This is a genomic window from Bacteroides sp. ZJ-18 (assembly GCF_011038705.2).
Classification (GTDB): Bacteria; Bacteroidota; Bacteroidia; order Bacteroidales; family Bacteroidaceae; genus Bacteroides; species Bacteroides hominis.
Window position 1 is genome coordinate 437,854 of the sequence record NZ_CP072198.1, and the last position, 22,700, is coordinate 460,553.

18 protein-coding genes and 5 tRNA genes are annotated in these 22,700 nt (G+C 43.0%); 3 read left to right on the plus strand and 20 right to left on the minus strand.

Features of this window, described 5'->3' with window-relative positions:
- Positions 1-30 precede the first annotated feature (30 nt).
- From rpoC to rpsU, 17 genes are all read right to left on the minus strand, one after another.
- A complete protein-coding gene (gene rpoC, locus G7Y45_RS01940) occupies positions 31-4,314 on the minus strand; it encodes a DNA-directed RNA polymerase subunit beta' (protein WP_005811389.1) in 4,284 nt (1,427 codons plus the stop codon).
- Between the two features lie 146 nt (positions 4,315-4,460).
- Positions 4,461-8,273 carry a DNA-directed RNA polymerase subunit beta gene (rpoB, locus tag G7Y45_RS01945; protein WP_005811391.1) on the minus strand — a complete coding sequence of 1,271 codons (3,813 nt, stop codon included), beginning with the start codon at positions 8,271-8,273 and terminating at the stop codon, positions 4,461-4,463.
- A 104-nt stretch (positions 8,274-8,377) separates the two neighbouring features.
- Positions 8,378-8,752 (minus strand): 50S ribosomal protein L7/L12, encoded by a 375-nt coding sequence (gene rplL, locus G7Y45_RS01950; RefSeq protein ID WP_005782165.1) that lies wholly within the window; start codon positions 8,750-8,752, stop codon positions 8,378-8,380.
- Between the two features lie 48 nt (positions 8,753-8,800).
- Positions 8,801-9,313 (minus strand): 50S ribosomal protein L10, encoded by a 513-nt coding sequence (gene rplJ, locus G7Y45_RS01955; protein ID WP_005782163.1) that lies wholly within the window; start codon positions 9,311-9,313, stop codon positions 8,801-8,803.
- Between the two features lie 15 nt (positions 9,314-9,328).
- A complete protein-coding gene (gene rplA / locus G7Y45_RS01960; RefSeq protein WP_005782161.1) occupies positions 9,329-10,027 on the minus strand; it encodes a 50S ribosomal protein L1 in 699 nt (232 codons plus the stop codon).
- Between the two features lie 15 nt (positions 10,028-10,042).
- On the minus strand, positions 10,043-10,486 hold the full coding sequence (rplK, locus tag G7Y45_RS01965) for a 50S ribosomal protein L11 (protein WP_004291286.1): 444 nt from the start codon (positions 10,484-10,486) through the stop codon (positions 10,043-10,045).
- 60 nt (positions 10,487-10,546) lie between these two features.
- Entirely contained in the window at positions 10,547-11,089 is a 543-nt protein-coding gene (gene nusG, locus G7Y45_RS01970; RefSeq protein WP_005782159.1) for a transcription termination/antitermination protein NusG, read from the minus strand.
- Positions 11,090-11,105: 16 nt separating this feature from the next.
- Positions 11,106-11,297, minus strand: a complete 192-nt coding sequence (gene secE / locus G7Y45_RS01975; RefSeq protein WP_005782157.1) for a preprotein translocase subunit SecE — start codon at positions 11,295-11,297, stop codon at positions 11,106-11,108.
- Between the two features lie 14 nt (positions 11,298-11,311).
- Positions 11,312-11,384, minus strand: a tRNA-Trp gene (locus tag G7Y45_RS01980).
- Between the two features lie 53 nt (positions 11,385-11,437).
- Complete coding sequence (gene tuf / locus G7Y45_RS01985) at positions 11,438-12,622, minus strand: elongation factor Tu (RefSeq protein WP_005782155.1); 1,185 nt, start codon at positions 12,620-12,622, stop codon at positions 11,438-11,440.
- 50 nt (positions 12,623-12,672) lie between these two features.
- Positions 12,673-12,744 (minus strand) — tRNA-Thr (locus G7Y45_RS01990).
- Positions 12,745-12,755: 11 nt separating this feature from the next.
- Positions 12,756-12,828, minus strand: a tRNA-Gly gene (locus G7Y45_RS01995).
- A 32-nt stretch (positions 12,829-12,860) separates the two neighbouring features.
- A tRNA-Tyr gene (locus G7Y45_RS02000) sits at positions 12,861-12,943 on the minus strand.
- A gap of 71 nt (positions 12,944-13,014) precedes the next feature.
- Positions 13,015-13,088: transfer RNA gene (locus G7Y45_RS02005), tRNA-Thr, on the minus strand.
- A gap of 98 nt (positions 13,089-13,186) precedes the next feature.
- Entirely contained in the window at positions 13,187-13,486 is a 300-nt protein-coding gene (gene hpf, locus G7Y45_RS02010) for a ribosome hibernation-promoting factor, HPF/YfiA family (RefSeq protein WP_165017273.1), read from the minus strand.
- Between the two features lie 14 nt (positions 13,487-13,500).
- Positions 13,501-14,382: a tyrosine recombinase XerC gene (gene xerC, locus G7Y45_RS02015; RefSeq protein WP_005811400.1), complete on the minus strand. Its 882-nt coding sequence runs from the start codon at positions 14,380-14,382 to the stop codon at positions 13,501-13,503.
- Between the two features lie 73 nt (positions 14,383-14,455).
- Positions 14,456-14,647: a 30S ribosomal protein S21 gene (gene rpsU, locus G7Y45_RS02020; RefSeq protein WP_005782152.1), complete on the minus strand. Its 192-nt coding sequence runs from the start codon at positions 14,645-14,647 to the stop codon at positions 14,456-14,458.
- A gap of 172 nt (positions 14,648-14,819) precedes the next feature.
- Here rpsU and G7Y45_RS02025 point away from each other — a divergent pair, with 172 nt between their 5' ends.
- Both G7Y45_RS02025 and G7Y45_RS02030 read left to right on the plus strand, forming a co-directional pair.
- Positions 14,820-16,598 (plus strand): aminopeptidase P family protein, encoded by a 1,779-nt coding sequence (locus G7Y45_RS02025; protein WP_032539199.1) that lies wholly within the window; start codon positions 14,820-14,822, stop codon positions 16,596-16,598.
- A gap of 114 nt (positions 16,599-16,712) precedes the next feature.
- Positions 16,713-17,225, plus strand: coding sequence for a gamma carbonic anhydrase family protein (locus tag G7Y45_RS02030; RefSeq protein WP_005782150.1), 513 nt, complete (start codon positions 16,713-16,715; stop codon positions 17,223-17,225).
- 80 nt (positions 17,226-17,305) lie between these two features.
- Here G7Y45_RS02030 and G7Y45_RS02035 read toward each other — a convergent pair whose 3' ends face one another.
- Positions 17,306-18,526: a 3-deoxy-D-manno-octulosonic acid transferase gene (locus tag G7Y45_RS02035; protein WP_005782149.1), complete on the minus strand. Its 1,221-nt coding sequence runs from the start codon at positions 18,524-18,526 to the stop codon at positions 17,306-17,308.
- A gap of 12 nt (positions 18,527-18,538) precedes the next feature.
- On the minus strand, positions 18,539-20,056 hold the full coding sequence (gene gltX, locus G7Y45_RS02040) for a glutamate--tRNA ligase (RefSeq protein WP_101603964.1): 1,518 nt from the start codon (positions 20,054-20,056) through the stop codon (positions 18,539-18,541).
- A gap of 94 nt (positions 20,057-20,150) precedes the next feature.
- On the opposite strand from gltX, the gene G7Y45_RS02045 reads away from it, so the two are divergent.
- Positions 20,151-22,208: an HD family phosphohydrolase gene (locus tag G7Y45_RS02045; protein WP_165017276.1), complete on the plus strand. Its 2,058-nt coding sequence runs from the start codon at positions 20,151-20,153 to the stop codon at positions 22,206-22,208.
- On the opposite strand, the gene G7Y45_RS02050 is transcribed toward G7Y45_RS02045, so the two are convergent.
- On the minus strand, positions 22,183-22,656 hold the full coding sequence (locus G7Y45_RS02050) for a low molecular weight protein-tyrosine-phosphatase (protein ID WP_005782146.1): 474 nt from the start codon (positions 22,654-22,656) through the stop codon (positions 22,183-22,185). The genes G7Y45_RS02045 and G7Y45_RS02050 overlap by 26 nt on opposite strands.
- Positions 22,657-22,700: the final 44 nt, after the last annotated feature.

Genomic DNA, 22,700 nt, shown 5'->3' on the forward strand with positions numbered 1-22,700 from the left:
TCTTTTTCAGTTATAGTCAATTGAATTGTATTATTCTACTTCATTATAGTCAAGCACAGTCTTTTTGTTAGCCAAAATACGATCGTACTCTTCTTTAGAACCTACAATGATCTTATCAAATTCGCGCAGTCCTGTACCTGCCGGAATGAGGTGACCGCAAATTACGTTCTCCTTCATACCTTCCAATTTATCTATCTTACCGTTGATGGCAGCTTCGTTCAAGACTTTAGTTGTTTCCTGGAAGGAAGCAGCTGACATAAAGCTTGAAGTCTGCAATGCAGCACGAGTGATACCCTGAAGAATCTGAGTAGAAGTAGCGGCAACAGCATCACGCACTTCAACCGGTTTAAGGTCACGGCGTTTCAACATACTGTTTTCATCACGCAACTTACGGGCAGTAACAATCTGACCTGCTTTCAAGTTTTCAGAATCACCAGCATCTACAACTACCTTCTTACCCCAGATACGATCATTTTCTTCCATGAATTCCAGTTTATCGACAACCTGTTGTTCAAGGAAACGAGTATCGCCCGGCTCGTCAATAGTTACTTTACGCATCATCTGACGAACGATAATTTCAAAATGCTTATCATTAATCTTCACACCCTGCAAACGGTATACGTCCTGAACTTCATTCACGATATATTCCTGTACAGCCGTAGGACCTTTGATCGCCAAAATATCAGCCGGAGTGGTAGCACCATCAGACAGCGGAGTACCGGCACGAACATAATCGTTCTCCTGTACAAGAATCTGTTTAGACAGCGGAACAAGATATTTCTTCACTTCACCAGTCTTAGAAGTAACGATGATCTCACGATTACCACGTTTCACCTTACCCATAGTTACCTCACCATCTATTTCAGATACAACAGCAGGGTTCGACGGGTTACGTGCTTCAAACAACTCTGTAACACGAGGAAGACCACCGGTAATATCACCAGCCTTACCTACGGCACGCGGAATCTTAACGATTACCTCACCAGCTTTCACCTTCTGACCATTTTCGATCACAACGTGTCCACCCACAGGTAAGTTGTATGTACGAATCAAGTCACCATCTTCCGTCAAAATATGGGCAGAAGGAACTTTAGTTTTATCCTTAGATTCGATAATGATAATTTCACGAAGTCCGGTTGCTTCATCCGACTCAATCTTATAAGTAACGTTTTCAATAACGCCCTCGAATTCGATCTTACCAGTAGCCTCCGTAATGATAACAGCGTTGAACGGGTCCCACTTCGCAATCAGTTTACCTTTTTCTACTATTTCACCATCGGCTACATAAAGTGTAGAACCGTAAGGAACGTTGTGTGTAGAAAGTACAATACCCGTATTGACGTCGATGAAACGAACTTCAGCCAAACGGCCTACTACCACTTTGGCAGCTTCACCTGTTTCGTCGACAATATCTACCGTACGAAGTTCTTCGAATTCCAAACGAGCATTGTTCTTGGCAACGATACTTGCATTAGCTGCGATATTGGCAGCCGTACCACCGGCATGGAATGTACGCAGTGTCAACTGTGTACCCGGTTCACCAATAGACTGGGCAGCAATTACACCGACAGCCTCACCTTTCTGAACCATATGGTTCGTAGCCAGATTACGGCCGTAACATTTCGCGCAAACTCCCTTCTTCGATTCGCAAGTCAATACCGAACGGATTTCAACACTTTCGATCGGAGACTCCTGTATCTTCTTAGCGATATCTTCTGTAATTTCTTCACCACCAGCAACCAACAGTTCTCCGGTCTGGGGATGTATGATATCATGTACGGATACACGACCAAGGATGCGTTCGTACAAGGTAGCGATAACTTCATCGTTGTTCTTAAGGTCTGTACAAACCAATCCGCGGAGCGTACCGCAATCCTCTTCATTAATAATAACATCATGCGAAACGTCTACCAGACGACGAGTCAGATATCCGGCATCGGCAGTCTTCAATGCGGTATCGGCCAAACCTTTACGGGCACCGTGGGTAGAGATAAAATACTCCAATACGGAAAGTCCTTCTTTAAAGTTCGACAAAATCGGGTTTTCGATGATCTGGCCACCTTCGGCACCTGCTTTCTGCGGCTTAGCCATCAAACCACGCATACCGGAAAGCTGACGAATCTGCTCTTTAGAACCACGGGCACCGGAATCAAGCATCATGTACACAGAATTGAAACCCTGATCATCAGAAGAAATTGTCTTCATCAAAATGTTAGACAACTCAGAGTTAACATGTGTCCAGATATCAATCACCTGATTGTAACGTTCGTTATTGGTAATGAAACCCATGTTATAGTTATTGATCACTTGCTCAACTTCATCGTAACCTCTCTGAACAAGTGTCTCTTTCTCTTCTGGAATGATAATATCACCCAAGTTGAATGACAGACCGCCTTGGAAGGCCATCTTGTAACCCAAATTCTTGATTCCGTCAAGGAAATCAGCAGTTTTAGCAACACCACAAGCCTTGATTACGGCACTAATAATGTCACGCAGCGACTTCTTAGAGATAATAGTATTGATATATCCTACTTCAGGCGGAACGATCTCGTTCACGATTACACGACCTACTGAAGTTTCACGCATTACATCAACAATGTTTCCATTTTCGTCAAGGTCTTTCACAATAACCTTCACCGGAGCATGGATGTCTACCTTACCTTCATTATAAGCGATCAACGCTTCTTCCGGACCATAGAATGTGAGCCCTTCACCTTTCGCGCCTTTACGGAGCTTAGTAATATAATACAGACCAAGCACCATATCCTGTGAAGGAACAGTAATAGGAGCACCATTAGCAGGATTCAGAATATTGTGAGAAGCCAACATCAACATTTGGGCTTCAAGCACTGCTTCGTTACTCAAAGGCAAGTGAACCGCCATTTGGTCACCGTCAAAGTCGGCATTAAACGCTGTACATGCCAATGGGTGTAACTGGATAGCTTTACCCTCGATCATCTTGGGTTGGAAAGCCTGGATACCCAAACGGTGAAGTGTCGGAGCACGGTTCAGCAATACCGGATGACCTTTCATTACGTGTTCAAGGATATCCCAAATCACCGGCTCCTTACGGTCTACAATTTTCTTAGCAGACTTCACAGTCTTTACGATACCGCGCTCAATCAGTTTACGAATAATGAACGGTTTGTACAACTCGGCAGCCATCAGCTTAGGAATACCACACTCGTGCATTCTCAATTCCGGACCAACAACAATTACCGAACGAGCTGAATAGTCAACACGTTTACCCAGCAAGTTCTGACGGAAACGTCCTTGCTTACCTTTCAAACTGTCTGACAATGATTTCAACGGACGGTTGGCATCAGTCTTAACTGCACTTGACTTACGTGAGTTATCAAACAATGAATCGACAGATTCCTGGAGCATACGTTTCTCGTTGCGGAGAATCACTTCAGGAGCTTTAATTTCAATCAAACGTTTCAAACGGTTGTTACGGATAATCACACGACGATAAAGGTCATTCAAATCGGATGTAGCAAAACGACCACCATCCAACGGAACCAATGGACGAAGTTCAGGCGGGATCACCGGTACAATTCGTACGATCATCCATTCCGGCTTGTTGCGTCCGCGTGATGCACGGAACGACTCTACCACCTGAAGACGTTTCAGAGCCTCGTTCTTACGTTGTTGCGAAGCATCATTGCCGGCGCGGTGGCGCAGTTCGTATGACAACGCATCAAGATCAAGACGTGCAAGCAAATCATAGATCGCTTCGGCACCCATCTTAGCGATGAACTTGTTAGGATCCGTATCTTCCAGATACTGGTTGTCTTTGGGAAGAGTATCAAGAATATCGAGATATTCTTCTTCCGATAGCAAATCGAATTCGGCAATGCCGTCTTCAGCTTTCACACCTGGCTGAATGACAACATAACGTTCGTAGTAAATGATAGAATCAAGTTTCTTAGTGGGAAGACCCAGTAAGTAACCGATCTTATTGGGCAGCGAACGGAAATACCAGATGTGAGCCACAGGCACAACAAGCTGAATATGTCCCATACGTTCGCGACGTACTTTCTTTTCAGTAACTTCTACACCACAACGGTCGCAGACAATACCTTTATAACGGATACGTTTGTATTTACCGCAATGGCATTCGTAGTCTTTGATCGGGCCGAAGATACGTTCGCAGAACAAACCGTCACGCTCGGGTTTGTACGTACGATAGTTGATGGTTTCAGGCTTTAATACTTCACCACTCGAATTCTCAAGGATTTCTTCCGGAGAAGCCAAACCGATAGAGATTTTCGAGAAATTGCTCTTGATCTTATTTTCTTTTCTAAAAGCCATACTTTTATAATTATATAATATGCTAATTAACTAAATAATGTGCCGATTGGCTAATGCCAATGTGCCAATAAGAAAACATACTAATTATGAAATGCCACAGCCAATGTACCTTGATCGGTACATTGGCATATTGGCACATTAGTTCATTATTCCAAATTGATGCTCAGCCCCAATCCTCTTAACTCGTGCAACAACACGTTCAAAGATTCAGGGATACCCGGCTGCGGCATAGGTTCGCCCTTCACAATCGCTTCATAAGCTTTAGAACGTCCTACAACATCATCCGACTTAATTGTCAAGATTTCCTGGAGAATATGTGATGCACCGAAGCCTTCGAGTGCCCAAACCTCCATCTCTCCGAAACGCTGACCACCAAATTGAGCTTTACCACCAAGAGGTTGCTGAGTAATCAATGAGTATGGACCGATAGAACGTGCGTGCATCTTGTCTTCAACCATGTGACCGAGTTTCAACATATAAGTAACACCTACAGTTGCTGGTTGGTCAAAGCGTTCTCCTGTACCACCGTCGCAAAGATAAGTCTTGCAATAGCGAGGCAAGCCAGCTTTATCTGTCCATTCGTTCAAGTCGTCAAGAGTTGCACCATCAAAAATCGGTGTAGCGAACTTCACACCCAAATTCTTTCCGGCACGTCCGAGGACAGCCTCAAAAATCTGACCAATGTTCATACGTGAAGGCACACCCAACGGGTTCAATACAATATCCACCGGAGTACCATCTTCCAGGAATGGCATATCTTCCTGGCGAACAACACGTGACACGATACCTTTATTACCGTGACGACCTGCCATCTTATCACCTACACCAATCTTACGTTTCTTAGCAATATATACTTTCGCCATCTGGATGATTCCTGCAGGCAGTTCATCACCAATTGTGATAGCAAACTTCTTACGTTTCAGTTCTGCATCGAGCTCTTTGTACTTCTTGATGAAGTTCAGGATCAAATCACGAATCATACCGTTCGCATGATCATCATTAGTCCAGTCGCTCAACTGTATTGCGGTGAAATCAAGTGAATCGAAATCTGATGCACTGAACTTAGAACCTTTGGCAATAACTTCGGCGCCCAGATAGTCTTTCACGCCTTGAGATACTTTACCTTCAGTCAATGCCATCAGTTTCTTCACCAGAATGCGTTTCAAGTCTGCTACCTTAGATTCAAATTCATCATCAATCTTTGGAAGCAATGCCTTATCGGCCAACTTAGAACTACGGTTTTTAATGACACGAGAGAATAACTTCTTGTCAATGATCACACCCTTCAATGAAGGGGATGCTTTCAAAGAAGCGTCTTTCACATCACCCGCTTTATCTCCAAAAATGGCACGAAGCAATTTTTCTTCCGGAGAAGGATCAGATTCACCTTTCGGAGTGATCTTGCCAATTAGGATATCACCCGGCTGAATGCGTGCACCAACACGTACAATACCGTTCTCATCAAGATCCTTAGTGGCTTCTTCACTAACATTAGGGATATCGGAAGTCAACTCTTCCATACCACGCTTAGTTTCACGAACTTCGAGTGAATACTCTTCTACGTGAACTGAAGTCAGCAAGTCCTCGCGAACTACACGTTCGTTCAACACGATAGCATCCTCATAGTTATAACCTTTCCAAGGCATGTAGGCTACAAGCAGGTTCTTCCCCAAAGCAAGCTCACCATTCTCGGTAGAATAACCTTCTGTCAAAATCTGACCTTTTGTCACACGATCACCTTTATTGCAGATCGGACGAAGGTCAATAGTCATATTTTGGTTCGTTTTGCGGAACTTCGGAATCCTGTATTCTTTCAATGCAGGTTCGAAGCTTACAAACTCTTCATCTTCAGTACGATCGTACAGAATACGAATAGTAGTAGCATCAACAAAATCAATTACACCATCACCTTCAGCAGCAATCTGAGTACGTGAATCACGCACCAACTGGCGCTCGATACCTGTACCTACGATCGGGGCTTCGCTTCTCAACAACGGAACTGCCTGGCGCATCATGTTCGATCCCATCAAAGCACGGTTAGCGTCATCATGTTCAAGAAATGGGATCAAAGATGCAGCAATAGAAGCAATCTGCTGAGGAGCAACGTCCATCAACTCTACTTCTGAAGGTTCTACAACCGGATAATCGGCATCCTGACGAGACTTAACCTTATTGCGAATAAATGTTCCATCATCATTCAGCGGAGCATTACCCTGTGCAATGATCTTGGCTTCTTCTTCTTCAGCTGTCAGGTAGACAAGTCCGTTTTCAGAAAGGTCTACTTTACCATTATCTACTTTACGGTAAGGAGTTTCAATGAAACCAAGGTCATTGATCTTAGCAAACACGCAAAGTGATGAAATCAAACCGATGTTCGGACCTTCCGGTGTCTCAATCGGACAAAGACGTCCATAGTGCGTATAGTGAACGTCACGAACCTCAAATCCGGCACGTTCACGAGACAGACCACCAGGACCAAGGGCAGACATACGGCGCTTGTGAGTAATCTCAGCCAACGGGTTTGTCTGGTCCATAAACTGAGACAATGCATTAGTTCCGAAGAACGAATTGATCACTGAAGAAATAGTCTTTGCGTTGATCAAATCAATCGGAGTAAACACCTCGTTATCACGAACGTTCATACGTTCACGAATAGTACGCGACATACGTGCCAAACCGACAGCAAACTGGTTAGACAGCTGCTCGCCTACAGTACGTACACGACGGTTACTTAAGTGGTCAATATCATCCACATCTGCTTTAGAGTTAATCAACTCAATCAGATATTTAATGATCTCAATAATATCTTCTTTGGTGAGGACACGCACATCCATGTCTGTCGTCAAATTCAACTTTTTGTTGATTCTGTAACGACCTACATCACCAAGGTCATACCGCTTTTCAGAAAAGAACAGGTTATTGATAACCTCACGGGCACTGGCATCATCAGCCGGATCTGCATTACGCAATTGGCGATAGATATACAGCACAGCTTCCTTTTCCGAGTTACTCGGATCTTTCTGAAGGGTATTATATATAATAGAGTAGTCGGACTGATTCGGCTCTTCCTTATGAATAAGGATGTTTTGAACGCCCGAGTCAATTATTTCATCTATATGTTCCGGTTCGATCACTGTTTCACGGTCGATAATGACTTCATTACGCTCGATAGAAACAACTTCACCGGTATCTTCATCAACGAAATCTTCAATCCAGGTTTTCAAGACACGTGCAGCCAATTTACGACCTACTACCTTCTTGAGATTTGTTTTGTTAACCTTTACATCTTCAGCCAAGTTAAAAATCTCAAGAATGTCTTTGTCATTCTCAAAGCCAATAGCTCTTAACAGCGTAGTAACAGGTAACTTCTTCTTACGATCGATATAAGCATACATCACATTGTTGATGTCGGTAGCAAACTCAATCCATGATCCCTTGAACGGGATGATACGGGCCGAGTACAATTTTGTACCATTGGCATGTACACTCTGACCGAAGAATACGCCCGGAGAACGGTGAAGCTGCGACACAACTACACGTTCAGCACCATTGATGACGAAAGTTGCCTTATCAGTCATGTAAGGGATAGGACCAAGGAACACATCCTGAATCACTGTATCGAAATCCTCATGATCGGGGTCTGTACAGTAAAGCTTGAGTTTCGCTTTCAATGGGACACTATATGTAAGCCCACGCTCTATACAATCATCAATGGTATAGCGCGGCGGATCAATATAATAGTCCAGAAACTCAAGAACAAAATTGTTTCTTGTGTCGGCAATTGGGAAGTTTTCAGCAAATACTTTATACAATCCCTCTTTTTTACGCTTCTCAGGTGGGGTATCTAGTTGTAGAAAGTCTTGGAATGACTTCAATTGTACTTCCAGGAAATCCGGATATTCAAGCGGATTCTTAGTCGAAGCAAAATTAACTCTTTGATTTACAGTATTTGAAGACATCTGTCAATGAATTTGGAGAACTTAATTTTAAATATATACACAAAAAGGTTAAGAATCCTCTTGTGAAGGATTCTTAACCGAATTACCTGATTACCAGGCTAATGTTATTTAAGTTCAACTTCAGCTCCAGCTTCTTCCAATGTTTTCTTCAATGATTCTGCTTCGTCTTTAGCCAAACCTTCTTTTACTACACTAGGAGCACCGTCTACCATGTCCTTAGCTTCTTTCAAGCCAAGACCACAAGCTTCTTTAACGGCTTTAACAACCTGAAGTTTAGCTGCACCAGCGCTCTTCAATACTACGTCGAAAGAAGACTTTTCTTCTGCGGCAGCAGCACCAGCTGCAGGACCAGCAGCAACAGCTACAGCTGCAGCAGCAGGTTCAATACCATATTCTTCTTTAAGGATAGTTGCAAGTTCATTAACTTCTTTTACTGTCAAGTTAACTAATTGTTCTGCAAAAGCTTTCAAATCTGCCATTTTTTGTATGATTTTAATGTTTAATTTACTAAATAAAATGTGTTATAATTATCTTTCACCAAGAGTTTTGAGAACTCCGTGAAGGGTGTTGCCACCTGATTGAAGAGCAGAAATAACATTCTTGGCCGGTGATTGCAACAGGGCAACGATATCGGCAATAACTTCATTTTTACTCTTAATAGCTACGAGAGCATCCAACTGGTCAGCACCAACATAGAAGCTTTCTTCTGCATATGCAGCTTTCAGTCCCGGAATGCCATCTTTAGATTTATCTTTGATCAGTTTTGCAGGTGCGTTTGCAACGTTGCAGAACATCACAGCTGTCGTACCTTTCAAAGAACCATAAAGAGGAGAGAAATCACCTTCAATGCTTTCAAGCGCTTTGTGGAGGAGTGTGTTCTTAACTACCATCAATTTGATGTCAGCCTTGAAACAAGCTCTTCTCAATTCACTTGTTGCAGCAGCGTTCATAGCTGTTGTATCTACCAAATAGAAGTGACCATATTCCTGTACTGTAGCAGCAATCTGCTCAATAATCGTATTTTTATCTTCCTTTCTCATTGTTACTCTGTTTTATTAGATTTCCTCTACTGATTTCGGGTCAATTTTGATACCCGCACTCATTGTACTAGAAAGATAAATACTCTTAATATATGTACCCTTGGCTGCAGTCGGTTTCAACTTGTTCAATGTAGAGATAAATTCTTTTGCATTATCGCGAATCTGCTCTGCAGTGAATGAAACCTTACCAATTGAAGTATGAACAATACCGCTCTTATCAACTTTGAAGTCGATCTTACCTTGTTTTACTTCTCTTACAGCTTTAGCAACATCCATAGTTACGGTACCACTCTTCGGGTTAGGCATCAATCCACGAGGACCAAGCACACGACCGAGTGCACCAATTTTACCCATGATAGATGGCATAGTGATAATCACATCAATATCAGTCCATCCACCTTTGATCTTTTCAATATATTCGTCAAGACCAACATAGTCAGCACCAGCTTCTTTTGCAGCAGCTTCAGCATCCGGTGTACAAAGTACCAACACACGTACTTGCTTTCCAGTTCCATGAGGAAGTGAAACAACACCTCTCACCATTTGGTTTGCTTTACGTGGATCAACACCTAAACGTACATCAATATCTAATGAAGCATCAAACTTAGTAAAAGTGATTTCCTTTACCAAAGATGCAGCTTCTTTCAGTGAGTATGCTTTCCCTGCTTCAATTTTTCCTGCAGCTAACTTTTGATTTTTTGTCAGTTTACCCATTACAATTGAAGTTTATTAATTATTAACCGGGAACTCCCCTTTTACAGCGATACCCATACTTCTAGCTGTACCTGCAACCATTTTCATGGCAGCTTCCACAGTAAAACAGTTCAAGTCAACCATTTTGTCCTGAGCAATCGTACGAACCTGTTCCCAAGTGATCTCGGCAACTTTCTTACGGTTAGGCTCAGCAGAACCACTCTTTACCTTAGCCACTTCAAGCAACTGAATGGCAACGGGAGGAGTCTTGATTACAAAATCGAAAGACTTATCTGCGTAGTAAGTAATGATAACAGGCAAAATCTTACCTGCCTTGTCTTGGGTTCTGGCGTTGAATTGCTTGCAAAACTCCATGATGTTGATTCCCTTAGAACCTAATGCAGGTCCAACGGGAGGTGATGGGTTTGCCGCGCCTCCTTTAATCTGTAATTTGATTAGTCCAGCAACTTCTTTAGCCATTTTTTTATTGATTTATATATAACATTAAACGAAGGACAACTACAGCGTAACAATTCTGCGTTATTCCTTTTCCACTTGCATAAAGCCTAATTCAAGCGGTGTTTTACGCCCGAATATCTTTACCATGACCTTTAGTTTCTTCTTTTCACTATTCACTTCTTCAATGATACCACTGAATCCGCTAAAAGGACCAAAAGTAACCTTTACAGTTTCACCTACAATATACGGAACATTTAAGTCTTCACCCGTTTCTTGCAATTCGTCCACTGTACCAAGTATACGATTCACTTCCGACTGTCTGAGGGGAACCGGTTTATCGGAACCTCCCAAGAAACCTATCACATTAGGAGTATTTCTCAGATGGTGAGAAACCTCACCAACCAAAGCAGCCTCCACCAAAACGTAACCAGGAAGATAACTTCTTTCTTTCACAATTTTTTTACCATTGCGAACCTGGTATACCTTTTCGGTAGGAATCAATACCTGAGACACATATTCGCCAAGGTCGCTGTTTTTAATATCAGCTTCAAGATACTCTTTTACCTTAGCTTCTTTTCCGCTAATAGCACGCAAAACGTACCATTTCTTTTCAATCTCAGACATCGTAATTCCTCTTTTTTTAATGTGGATAAATTATTTTTTCCATAAAATTCTGGAAACAGAAGTCCATCGCGAACACTACCAATGCAATAAGCAGGGAAGCATATAAAACAACTACCGCACTGTTAGTTAGTTCTGAATACGTAGGCCACGACACTTTATGAACAAGTTCGTCGTAAGATTCTTTAATATAAGCTACTACTTTTTTCATTTCATAAATATTAGCACGGGAGGAGAGGCTCGAACTCCCGACACCCGGTTTTGGAGACCGGTGCTCTACCAACTGAGCTACTCCCGTTTGTACATAATCAGTTCCCGATAATACTACCGGGAACTGATTAATATTTAATTTTAGTCGATAATTTCAGTAATCTGACCAGCACCTACTGTACGACCACCCTCGCGGATAGCGAAACGAAGACCGATGTTCAATGCAACCGGGTAGATCAACTCTACAGTGATAGTTACATTATCACCCGGCATCACCATTTCAGTTCCTTCCGGAAGAGTGATTTCACCTGTACAGTCCATAGTACGCAGATAGAACTGAGGACGGTATTTGTTGTGGAATGGAGTGTGACGACCACCTTCTTCTTTCTTCAGGATATAGACCTCAGCTTTAAACTTAGAGTGAGGTTTGATCTGACCTGGTTTACAAAGAACCATACCACGTTTGATTTCGTTCTTGTCAACACCACGAAGCAACAGACCTACGTTGTCACCAGCCTCACCCTGATCCAAAAGTTTGCGGAACATTTCAACACCTGTTACAACTGATTTCTTATCTTCACCCAAACCAAGGATTTCGATTTCATCACCTACGTGGATAACACCAGTTTCGATACGACCTGTAGCTACAGTACCACGACCTGTGATAGAGAACACGTCTTCTACCGGCATCAAGAAAGGTTTATCAACATCGCGCGGAGGCAACGGAATCCAAGTATCAACAGCTTCCATCAACTCCATTACTTTGTCTTCCCATTTTTCTACACCGTTCAATGCACCAAGAGCAGAACCCTGAATGATCGGAGTATTGTCACCGTCGAAATCATAGAAAGAAAGAAGTTCTCTCATTTCCATTTCAACCAGTTCCAACATTTCAGCATCTTCAACCATATCGCACTTGTTCATGAATACAACCAGCTTCGGAACGTTTACCTGACGAGCCAAAAGGATGTGCTCACGAGTCTGAGGCATCGGACCATCAGTAGCAGCAACTACGATGATAGCACCGTCCATCTGAGCAGCACCAGTAACCATGTTCTTTACGTAGTCAGCGTGACCCGGACAGTCAACGTGTGCGTAGTGACGGTTAGCTGTTTCGTACTCAACGTGTGAAGTATTGATAGTAATACCTCTTTCCTTTTCTTCAGGAGCGTTGTCGATAGAATCGAAAGAGCGGAGTTCAGAAAGACCTTTTTTTGCCAACACTGTAGTGATAGCAGCAGTCAAAGTGGTTTTACCGTGGTCAACGTGACCGATTGTACCAATGTTTACGTGCGGTTTGGTACGTTCAAATTTCTCTTTAGCCATAGCTTTACTTGTTATTTATTTGATTAATAATCAGCATTTACATCTTACAGAGCTGTTACCGGGATTTGAACCCGGGACCTCTTCCTTACCAAGGAAGTGCTCTACCACTGAGCTATAACAGCGAAATAGAGAGAGCGGAAGACGGGGCTCAAACCCGCGACCCTCAGCTTGGAAGGCTAATGCTCTATCAACTGAGCTACTTCCGCAATTTGCCAAAGTTTTCACTCTGTCTTCTCCGTGGGCAAAGATGGATTCGAACCACCGAAGGCGTAAGCCAGCAGATTTACAGTCTGCCCCATTTGGCCACTCTGGTATTTGCCCTTCATTACAGAAATCGAATTTCGAAGTAAGCGTAAGAACGCCCAAACTTTTTCTATTCTGATTTATTCTTGAGCCTCTTGTCGGATTCGAACCAACGACCCCGAGATTACAAATCACGTGCTCTGGCCAACTGAGCTAAAGAGGCGTTTTTACTTAAAAAATGCAACCGTCACGTCCTAACGCGAGCGAAACGGCTGCAAATTTAGTTATTTATTTCTTTCCCGCAAAATATTTGCGGTATTTTTATTTATTTCGTTGTTTTTCCTTGTACTTAACCAGCTGCTTCTCCAATGCTTCCACACACAAATCAACCGCTTCTTCAAACGTATCACAGATTTTGCTTGCATGAAAATCATTGTTTGGAACCAACACCGTAATTCCGGCCTCCTTATTCTCCGCAGTTTCTGGTTTAACCACCTTTAATGACACCTCTACTTTCTTTATATCTTCGTAATATTTTTCCAACTTAGACACTTTCTTCTGAATGAAAACCTGCAATTGTTCTGTTGCATCAAAGTGAATCGATTGAATTCTAATTTCCATACTTACCTCCTTTTTTAGGCTCGTGGATGAGCTTGTTTATACACTTTTTTAAGTTCTTCAAAAGTGGTATGCGTATAAATCTCCGTAGTCGCCAGACTACTATGACCTAAAAGCTCTTTCACCGCACCCAACTCCGCATCATTATTCAGCATTGTTGTGGCAAAGGTATGCCTCAACACGTGAGGACTGCGCTTCTTAAGCGTTACCACCTTCGAAAGGTTCCGTTTCACCAAATTATAGACCAGATTCTTATAAAGTCGTTCGCCATTCTCTCTAACAAAAAAAGCATCAGACTTCACTGAAATCACTTTGTTCCTTACATCAACATACTCAAACATCGCTTCTTTCAATTCATCCCCAAAAGGGATCAAGCGCTGCTTATTTCTCTTTCCCGTTACTTTCAGAAGAGAGGCTGAGAAATCTACATCCTTATCATCCAAACCTATCAATTCAGAGAGACGCATGCCTGTGGCATAAAACACCTCAATAATCAAACGATCCCGACACCCCTTAAACCCTTCACCAAAATCCGTGTCATCCAGCAATTTATTCATTTCACTCTCTTTCAAGAAAGAAGGAAGTGGCTTTTTATTTTTTGGCCCCGTTATTTTACGTAACGGATCAACACTCACCTCTCCTTGTCTGAGGAGATATTTATAAAACGACCGGAGCGAACTCAGCTTACGATTCACAGAAGTTGAAGTATACCCCCGATCCATCAGTGAAACAATCCACTCACGAATCAGTTCGGGCTTCACTTCCAACGGATTAAACTCCCCAATCTCCTCTTGAGCAAACTCCTGCAACTGCGAAATATCCTCGCCGTAAGCCAGTACGGTCTTCTCAGAATAATTCCGTTCGTACCGGAGGTAATCAAGAAAAGAATCTGCTAACATAATATCGCTACATCTATAATTCTGCAACGAATGTATGAAAAGAATTCAATAATTCAAAGGAAATTACGAATTATTAATCTTCTACTTGCTGAAGTTTTTGTACGTAAACTGCACGTTCTTTCTTAAGTCTTTTAGTTACAGACGGTTTGTCGAACTGTTGTCTGCTTCTCAACTCTTTAACGATGCCAGTTTTTTCAAATTTTCTCTTAAACTTCTTCAGCGCTTTTTCAATGTTTTCGCCTTCTTTTACAGGTACTACAATCATTTTGTTACTATTAAATATGTTATGGTTTAAAATTTCCGCAGTCAAATTGCGCCGCAAAATTACACATACTTTCTTTATTCACAAAACTTTCGGCAATTATTTCTCAAAATCAATGCAAAAGGAACAGAAAGTAGTTATCTTTGGAGAGTATAACATATAATATATATAATGTATGAAACAGTCTATCAGTGAACGAATACATGCATTACGCATGTGGTTTAAACCAAACATTCAAGCATTCATCATCCCCAGCACAGACCCTCATCTCAGTGAATACGTTGCACCACACTGGAAATCACGAGAATGGATTTCCGGATTTACCGGATCAGCCGGTACGGTAGTGATTACAGAAAAGAAAGCAGGACTCTGGACCGACTCAAGATATTTTTTACAAGCAGCAGAACAGTTACAAGGAAGTGGCATAGACTTATATAAAGAGATGCTGCCGGACACTCCAAGTATCACAGAATTCTTGTCTACCCAATTAAAACCGGGAGAGGCAGTAGGTATCGATGGAAAAATGTTCTCAGTGGAACAAGTGGAGTATATGCAAGCCGAACTTTCATCAAGTAATCTTCAAATCATATTCTGCCCTGATCCTATGCAGGAGATATGGACAAATCGACCGCCTATGCCGGAATCACCTGCCTTTGTATACGACATTGAATATGCGGGAAAAAGTTGCACAGAAAAAATCGCATCCATTCGTACGGAGCTAAAGAAAAAGGGTGCAGAAAGTGTTATGTTATCAGCTTTAGATGAAATAGCCTGGACCCTAAACCTACGCGGAAACGATGTACATTGCAACCCCGTAGTAATAAGCTATTTACTTATTACAGAAGACAGCACGATATTATTCATTGCTCCGGAGAAAGTAACTGAAGAAGTACGGAACTACTTAAAAGAGCAGCAAGTAGAGATACGGAACTACGCAGAAACAGAAATTTACTTATCAGATCTCAAGAGCACCAGCATCCTGATGAATCCGGCAAAAACCAATTATGCTATTTTTTCCTCCGTAAACCCCAAATGCCGGATCATACGAGGAGAAGCACCGGTAGCCTTACTGAAAGCTGTCCGTAACAATCAAGAAATAGCAGGAGTCCATGCAGCCATGCAGCGTGACGGTGTCGCCTTAGTCAAATTCCTTAAATGGCTGGAGTCTGCCGTCCCTTCCGGAATAGAAACAGAATTAAGCATCGATCACAAACTGCACGAGTTTCGTGCTGCACAGAATTTGTACGTAGGCGAAAGTTTTGATACCATTGCGGGTTACAAAGAACACGGGGCTATTGTACATTATTCAGCAACCGAAGAAAGCAACGCGACATTGCAACCCAAAGGCTTTCTTTTACTCGACTCAGGAGCTCAATACATGGATGGCACCACTGACATCACACGTACCATTGCATTAGGTGAGCTAACAGAGGAAGAAAAGACAGACTATACACTGGTCCTCAAAGGACACATCGCATTGGCGATGGCCGTTTTTCCGGCAGGAACCAGAGGAGCACAACTGGATGTACTGGCACGTATGCCATTATGGAGCCACAAAATGAATTTCCTGCATGGCACCGGTCATGGCGTAGGCCATTTCCTCAGCGTGCACGAAGGTCCACAAAGCATTCGTATGAACGAGAATCCAGTTGTATTACAACCCGGCATGGTCACCTCAAACGAACCCGGAGTATATAAAGGTGGCAGCCACGGCATACGAATCGAGAATCTGACACTGGTATGCAAGGCTGGTGAAGGCTTGTTTGGCGAATACCTGAGGTTCGAAACCATCACGCTTTGTCCTATCTGTAAAAAGGGTATAATCAAGGAGTTGCTAACCGCAGAAGAAACAGACTGGCTGAATGATTATCACCGGCAAGTATATGAAAAGTTATCCCCCGGTCTGAATGAAGAAGAAAAAATATGGTTGAAAGAGGCAACAGCCGCAATCTGACAAACCAAAGGAAGGACCGCCTTTATAGGTCACCAAAATCATTATTAGTGTGAATCAGCATCTTATAGGATGCTGATTCCATCTATTTCTCAAACATGTTTTAATCAATAACCTATGGCTTTAATAAAATCAGTAAGAGGTTTTACTCCTGAATTCGGAGAAAACTGTTTTCTGGCCGACAATGCCACCATCATCGGCGATGTAAAGATGGGGCGCGATTGTAGCATTTGGTTCAGCACCGTGCTGAGAGGGGATGTAAACTCCATCCGCATTGGCGACGGAGTGAATATACAAGACGGGAGTGTATTACACACTCTCTATCAAAAATCGACGATTGAAATAGGTAATCATGTATCGGTAGGACATAATGTAACCATTCATGGTGCGACAATTAAAGATTACGCATTGATCGGTATGGGATCGACCCTACTCGATCATGCTGTTATCGGTGAGGGAGCGATTGTAGCAGCAGGCTCACTTGTACTCAGCAACACCATCATCGAACCGGGAAGTATTTGGGGAGGAGTACCGGCAAAATTTATAAAAAAGGTTGATCCGGAACAAGCCAAAGAGTTAAACCAAAAAATAGCTCATAATTACCTGATGTACTCTGATTGGTATAAATAAGACCCGACCTGATAAACAAAAATATCCTCCGGAGGGACTGGGTTCCCCGAAGGATATTTTTGTTTATCAGGTTCAAAGCCTTAAAAATTTATCATGTGTAGTACCTTGTCCGTCGCTCCGGAGTTGCCAATCACATAATTACCGGCGTTAGTTCCCGTTTCTTTCAGGAACTTTTCATCGGACAGAAGCCTGTCAAGCAACGTCTTCAGCTCCTCGTAATCCTTAATCGAATAAGCCCCTTTGGCTTCAATCAATTGTACCGCCTCCATAAACTTCTGATATTTGGGTCCGAAAATTACCGGAATACCATAAACTGCCGCTTCAAGAGTATTATGAATTCCTACTCCGAAACCACCTCCGATATAAGCAATCTCTCCGTAACGATAAATAGAAGACAGTAAACCGAAACAATCGATTATCAGGCAGTCCGCCTTCCGGACATTCTTTTCATCGGCACGGGTATAACGCACAGAAGGACGTTTCAACTTACCAATAATCTCTACCAAATGATTCTCATCGATTACATGTGGTGCTATAATCAACTTCATCTCAGGATGATTATTAAAATACTCAATGAAAAGATCCTCATCTGGTCCCCAGGAACTTCCGGCCACAAAAGTAAATGCGCCATCCTTGAACTGTTCCACCAGCGGCAACTCCTTGGCCTGCTCACGAATCTGCAAAACACGGTCAAAACGCGTATCTCCCACTACCGTAACCCTTGTAATTCCAATCTTGGCAAGGAAACGCTTCGATGCTTCGTTCTGCACAAACAAGTGATCAAAATCCTTCAGCACATTTCTGTAAGTACCTCCATACCACTTAAAGAATATCTGATCTTTACGGAAAATGGACGAAACACTATACACAGGGATACGACGCTTGTGTAATTCATCCAGATAGTTCTTCCAAAATTCGTATTTGATGAAGAAAGCCATACAAGGATTCACAATATCCAGAAACTTCTTCACATTACGAGGTTTATCAAACGGCAAATAGCAGACAATGTCGGCTCCACGGTAGTTCTTCCGGACCTCATATCCCGAAGGAGAAAAAAACGTTTGCAGTATTTTATAATCCGGATACCTCTCCCGTATTTTCTCAATCAAGGGACGCCCCTGCTCAAACTCTCCCAAAGAAGCAGCATGAAACCAGATATAGCGCGCGTCCTTCTCTACCTGTTGACGAAGAAGGTCGTACACTACCCAATGCCCCTTCATCATCTTTCGGGGCTTACGGCTGAATGGTGCAGCCAGATGCACCAGAAGGTCGTAAATTCCTATTGCCAGATCGTAAAACATACCTCCGGATTCTTATTTCAAAACCTCTACGGCACGTTTCATACGAGCCAGTGTTTCTTCTTTTCCCAATACCCAGGAAATGTCAAACATATGGGGACCTTTGCCCTCGCCTACCAGCGTCAAGCGGAAAGCATTCATAATATTACCTGTATGATAACCTTTCTCAGCAATCCAATCCATTACAATTTTCTCTTGACCTTCAATACTGAAATCTTCTATTCCGGCCAATACTTCAGCCAGTTCGGCCATACATTTAGCCGAATCTTCTTTCCAGCGTTTTTTTACCGTCTTTTCATCATATTCTGTCGGGGCTACAAAGAAGAAACTGCATACATCCCACAGTTCTTTGACAAAGCTGACACGGTCCTTCATCATCCCAACCACTGTTACTACTTTTTCGAAAGGAGCTTCCACACCATGTTCTTTCAGAACAGGCACAAACAGTTCGGCTATTTCTTCGTCAGACTTCTGTTGAATGTAAGTATGATTGAACCAAATCCCTTTCTTATAGTCAAATTTAGCACCCGATTTACTGCAACGGTGCAAGTCGAACAGACGAATCAACTCATCCATGGACATTACCTCCTGATCGTTACCCGGATTCCATCCCAACAAGGCGAGGAAGTTAATGACAGCCTCAGGCAAATAACCCGATTCACGATAACCTGAAGAAACTTCTCCACTCTTCGGATCATGCCATTCAAGCGGAAATACAGGAAATCCCAGACGGTCACCATCACGTTTACTCAGCTTACCATTGCCCTCGGGTTTCAACAACAGAGGTAAATGAGCAAAAGCAGGCATTGTGTCTTCCCAACCAAATGCGCGATACAACAATACGTGCAACGGAGCGGAAGGCAACCACTCCTCACCACGGATCACGTGTGATACCTCCATCAGATGGTCATCAACAATATTAGCCAAGTGGTAAGTAGGCAGTTCATCGGCCGATTTATATAGAACCTTGTCGTCAAGGATAGATGAGTTAATAATCACTTCTCCACGAATCAGGTCATTCACATGAATGTCTTCGTTCGGCTCAATTTTAAAACGTACCACATATTGCTTTCCGTCAGCAATCAACGCCTTCACCTCTTCCTGTGAAAGGGTCAGCGAATTGCGCATTCCCACACGGGTAGATGCGTCATATTGGAAGTTGGCTATTTCAGCACGTTTGGCATCCAGCTCCTCCGGAGTATCGAAAGCAATATAGGCTTTTCCGTTGTCAAGCAACACTTGTACATACTTCTTGTATATTTCGCGACGTTCTGACTGGCGGTACGGTCCATATTCACCTCCAAAGCTGACACCCTCGTCAAACTGAATCCCTAACCACTTAAATGATTCCAGGATATATTCTTCCGCACCCGGGACAAAACGGTTTGAGTCAGTATCCTCGATACGGAAAATCAAATCTCCCCCATGCTGGCGGGCAAACAGATAATTATACAAAGCGGTACGCACACCACCTATATGCAATGCTCCTGTTGGGCTCGGAGCAAAACGAACTCTTACTTTTCTTTCTGCCATAATTTGCGTTAGTATAGGTAAATCGTGGCAAAATTAAACCTTTTTTTCCACACTATTGTTTTTTTTTGTACTTTTCGCAAAAAATTCAAGGGTTATGGAACACTGGAAGAAGAAAAATAGTTTCTCATACAAAGATTTGTTATATAAAGCACTGATTTTCGTCGGTACTGTGGCCTTCATTGTTTATTTCCTACCACGGGATGGGAAGTTTAACTATCAGTTTGACATAAACAAGCCGTGGAAGTACGGTCAGTTAATGGCCACTTTCGACTTCCCGATTTACAAAGACGAGGCAGTGGTAAAAAGGGAGCAAGACAGTCTTCTGGCCTCTTTTCAACCCTACTTTGAATTGAATAAAGAGGCGGAAAAGAACGCGCTCGCCAAGCTTAAGGAGAACTACCATACACATCTGAAAGGGGTACTCCCCTCAACAGATTACATCCGTTATATTGAGAAAGGGCTGAAGACCATTTATCAATCGGGAGTCGTATCGACAGAGGAGATGCGAACCCTCCTCCATGACAGTCTCTCTTCTATCATGGTGATTGACGACAAATTAGCAAACCAGCGAATGACTGACGGAATATATACCGTAAAGAGAGCCTACGAGTATCTTATATCGAGTGACACCGCCCATTATAACAAAGACATCCTGCGTCAATGCGCACTCAACGAGTATATAACTCCCAATCTGATTTATGACTCCGTACGTACAGAGACTGCCCGGAAAGAGCTGCTCGACAACTATTCCTGGGCAAATGGAGTCGTACAAAGCGGACAAAAGATCATCGACCGTGGAGAGATTGTCAGCAAACAGACATACAACATTCTGGAATCTTTACGTAAAGAGTCTATTAAGCGGAGTGAATCTCTTGGACAAAAGCGGCTGATACTCGCCGGACAAATCTTATTTGTCGGTATTCTGGTACTTTGCTTTATGCTATATCTGGAACTCTTCCGCAAAGACTATTATGAGCGTAAAGGCAGTCTGTCGCTACTTTTCGCCTTAATTGTATTCTATTGCGTCATCACCGCATTGATGGTGACAAACAATATATTTAATGTGTACATCCTGCCTTATGCCATGCTTCCGATTATCATCCGGGTTTTTCTCGATTCACGCACGGCATTCCTGACACATGTCATCACCATACTGATCTGTTCCATCACCCTGCGATACCCCCACGAGTTCATCCTGACACAATTAGCAGCCGGACTCGTGGCTATCTTCAGCCTGAGAGAACTGTCGCAACGCTCGCAACTGTTCCGCACCGCCCTCCTGGTGATACTGACGTATGCAGCCATATATTTCGCTTTTGAACTGATCAGCGAAAACGATCTTTCAAAGCTGAATGTCAGTATGTACATATACTTCATCATCAATGGAGTGCTATTACTGTTTGCTTATCCTTTATTATTCCTGCTCGAAAAGACTTTTGGTTTTACATCGAATGTAACGCTTGTAGAGTTGTCGAACATCAACAACGATCTGCTGCGAAGAATGTCCGAAACCGTTCCTGGTACTTTCCAGCACTCGATGCAGGTGGCTAATCTGGCCGCCGAAGCTGCAATACGTATCGGTGCCAAAAGCCAGTTAGTACGTACCGGAGCACTGTATCATGATATCGGAAAAATGGAAAATCCGGCTTTCTTTACCGAAAACCAGTCGGGGGTGAACCCCCATAAGAACCTGAGTTATGAACAGAGTGCCCAGGTAGTTATCAGTCACGTAACAGACGGATTAAAACTGGCCGACAAGCATAACTTACCCAAAGTGATCAAGGATTTCATCAGCACCCACCACGGGCGCGGAAAGACCAAATTCTTCTACATATCCTGGAAGAACGAACATCCGGGTGAGGAACCGGATGAAGAAGTATTCACATATCCGGGACCTAACCCGTTCTCAAAAGAAACAGCCATACTGATGATGGCAGACTCCGTAGAAGCCGCTTCACGCAGTTTACCTGAGTATACCGAAGAGAGCATCAGCAACCTGGTAGATAAAATTATCGACTCACAAGTGCAGGAAGGATATTTCAAAGAATGTCCGATTACCTTCAAAGACATTGCGACGATCAAAGCGGTATTTAAAGAAAAGCTGAAAACGATTTACCACACGCGTATCAGCTATCCTGAGTTAAAGAAGTAAGGAGTCCGGCACAAGCATCCTCGAGTATATCGAGCACGTATTCAAAGCCTTCCGCACCTCCATAATAGGGGTCGGGCACGTGATCGGCGGGGATGCGGGTGCAGTATTCCGTCATCCGGTGAATCTTTTCCCATTCTGCCGGAGAGGGAGCTTTCTCCCTCAGGTCATCGATATTCCGATCGTCCATGCCGATTATAAGGTCAAAGTCATAAAAGTCCTCTGTACGGACCGGACGCGAACGATGAACCAGTTCATATCCTCTGCGAGCTGCATGAGCACGCATGCGGCTGTCGGGCAGCTCTCCCTGATGATAGGCCAAGATACCGGCCGAATCAATCATGAACTGATCTTCCAATCCGGCCTCTCTGATCAGATGAAGCATCACGCCTTCTGCCGTAGAAGAGCGGCAAATGTTGCCCAAACAAACAAAAAGTATTTTCTTTTTCATTCTTTCTTATTTTAAATAATTAAGGTATAAAAATCCGCATGCAG

Coding starts and splice junctions, on each gene's coding strand:
- G7Y45_RS02035 (WP_005782149.1), bottom strand. CDS start 18,526: ATGTTTTACGATCTGGCAATAGGAATTTACGACCTTCTGGTGCATCTG.
- G7Y45_RS02025 (WP_032539199.1), top strand. CDS start 14,820: ATGAAACAGTCTATCAGTGAACGAATACATGCATTACGCATGTGGTTT.
- rplJ (WP_005782163.1), bottom strand. CDS start 9,313: ATGAGAAAGGAAGATAAAAATACGATTATTGAGCAGATTGCTGCTACA.
- rpsU (WP_005782152.1), bottom strand. CDS start 14,647: ATGATTGTAGTACCTGTAAAAGAAGGCGAAAACATTGAAAAAGCGCTG.
- secE (WP_005782157.1), bottom strand. CDS start 11,297: ATGAAAAAAGTAGTAGCTTATATTAAAGAATCTTACGACGAACTTGTT.
- rpoB (WP_005811391.1), bottom strand. CDS start 8,273: ATGTCTTCAAATACTGTAAATCAAAGAGTTAATTTTGCTTCGACTAAG.
- xerC (WP_005811400.1), bottom strand. CDS start 14,382: ATGTTAGCAGATTCTTTTCTTGATTACCTCCGGTACGAACGGAATTAT.
- G7Y45_RS02050 (WP_005782146.1), bottom strand. CDS start 22,656: ATGAAAAAGAAAATACTTTTTGTTTGTTTGGGCAACATTTGCCGCTCT.
- tuf (WP_005782155.1), bottom strand. CDS start 12,622: ATGGCTAAAGAGAAATTTGAACGTACCAAACCGCACGTAAACATTGGT.
- rplK (WP_004291286.1), bottom strand. CDS start 10,486: ATGGCTAAAGAAGTTGCTGGACTAATCAAATTACAGATTAAAGGAGGC.
- rplL (WP_005782165.1), bottom strand. CDS start 8,752: ATGGCAGATTTGAAAGCTTTTGCAGAACAATTAGTTAACTTGACAGTA.
- G7Y45_RS02030 (WP_005782150.1), top strand. CDS start 16,713: ATGGCTTTAATAAAATCAGTAAGAGGTTTTACTCCTGAATTCGGAGAA.
- gltX (WP_101603964.1), bottom strand. CDS start 20,056: ATGGCAGAAAGAAAAGTAAGAGTTCGTTTTGCTCCGAGCCCAACAGGA.
- G7Y45_RS02045 (WP_165017276.1), top strand. CDS start 20,151: ATGGAACACTGGAAGAAGAAAAATAGTTTCTCATACAAAGATTTGTTA.
- rplA (WP_005782161.1), bottom strand. CDS start 10,027: ATGGGTAAACTGACAAAAAATCAAAAGTTAGCTGCAGGAAAAATTGAA.
- rpoC (WP_005811389.1), bottom strand. CDS start 4,314: ATGGCTTTTAGAAAAGAAAATAAGATCAAGAGCAATTTCTCGAAAATC.
- nusG (WP_005782159.1), bottom strand. CDS start 11,089: ATGTCTGAGATTGAAAAGAAATGGTACGTTTTGCGTGCTATTAGCGGA.
- hpf (WP_165017273.1), bottom strand. CDS start 13,486: ATGGAAATTAGAATTCAATCGATTCACTTTGATGCAACAGAACAATTG.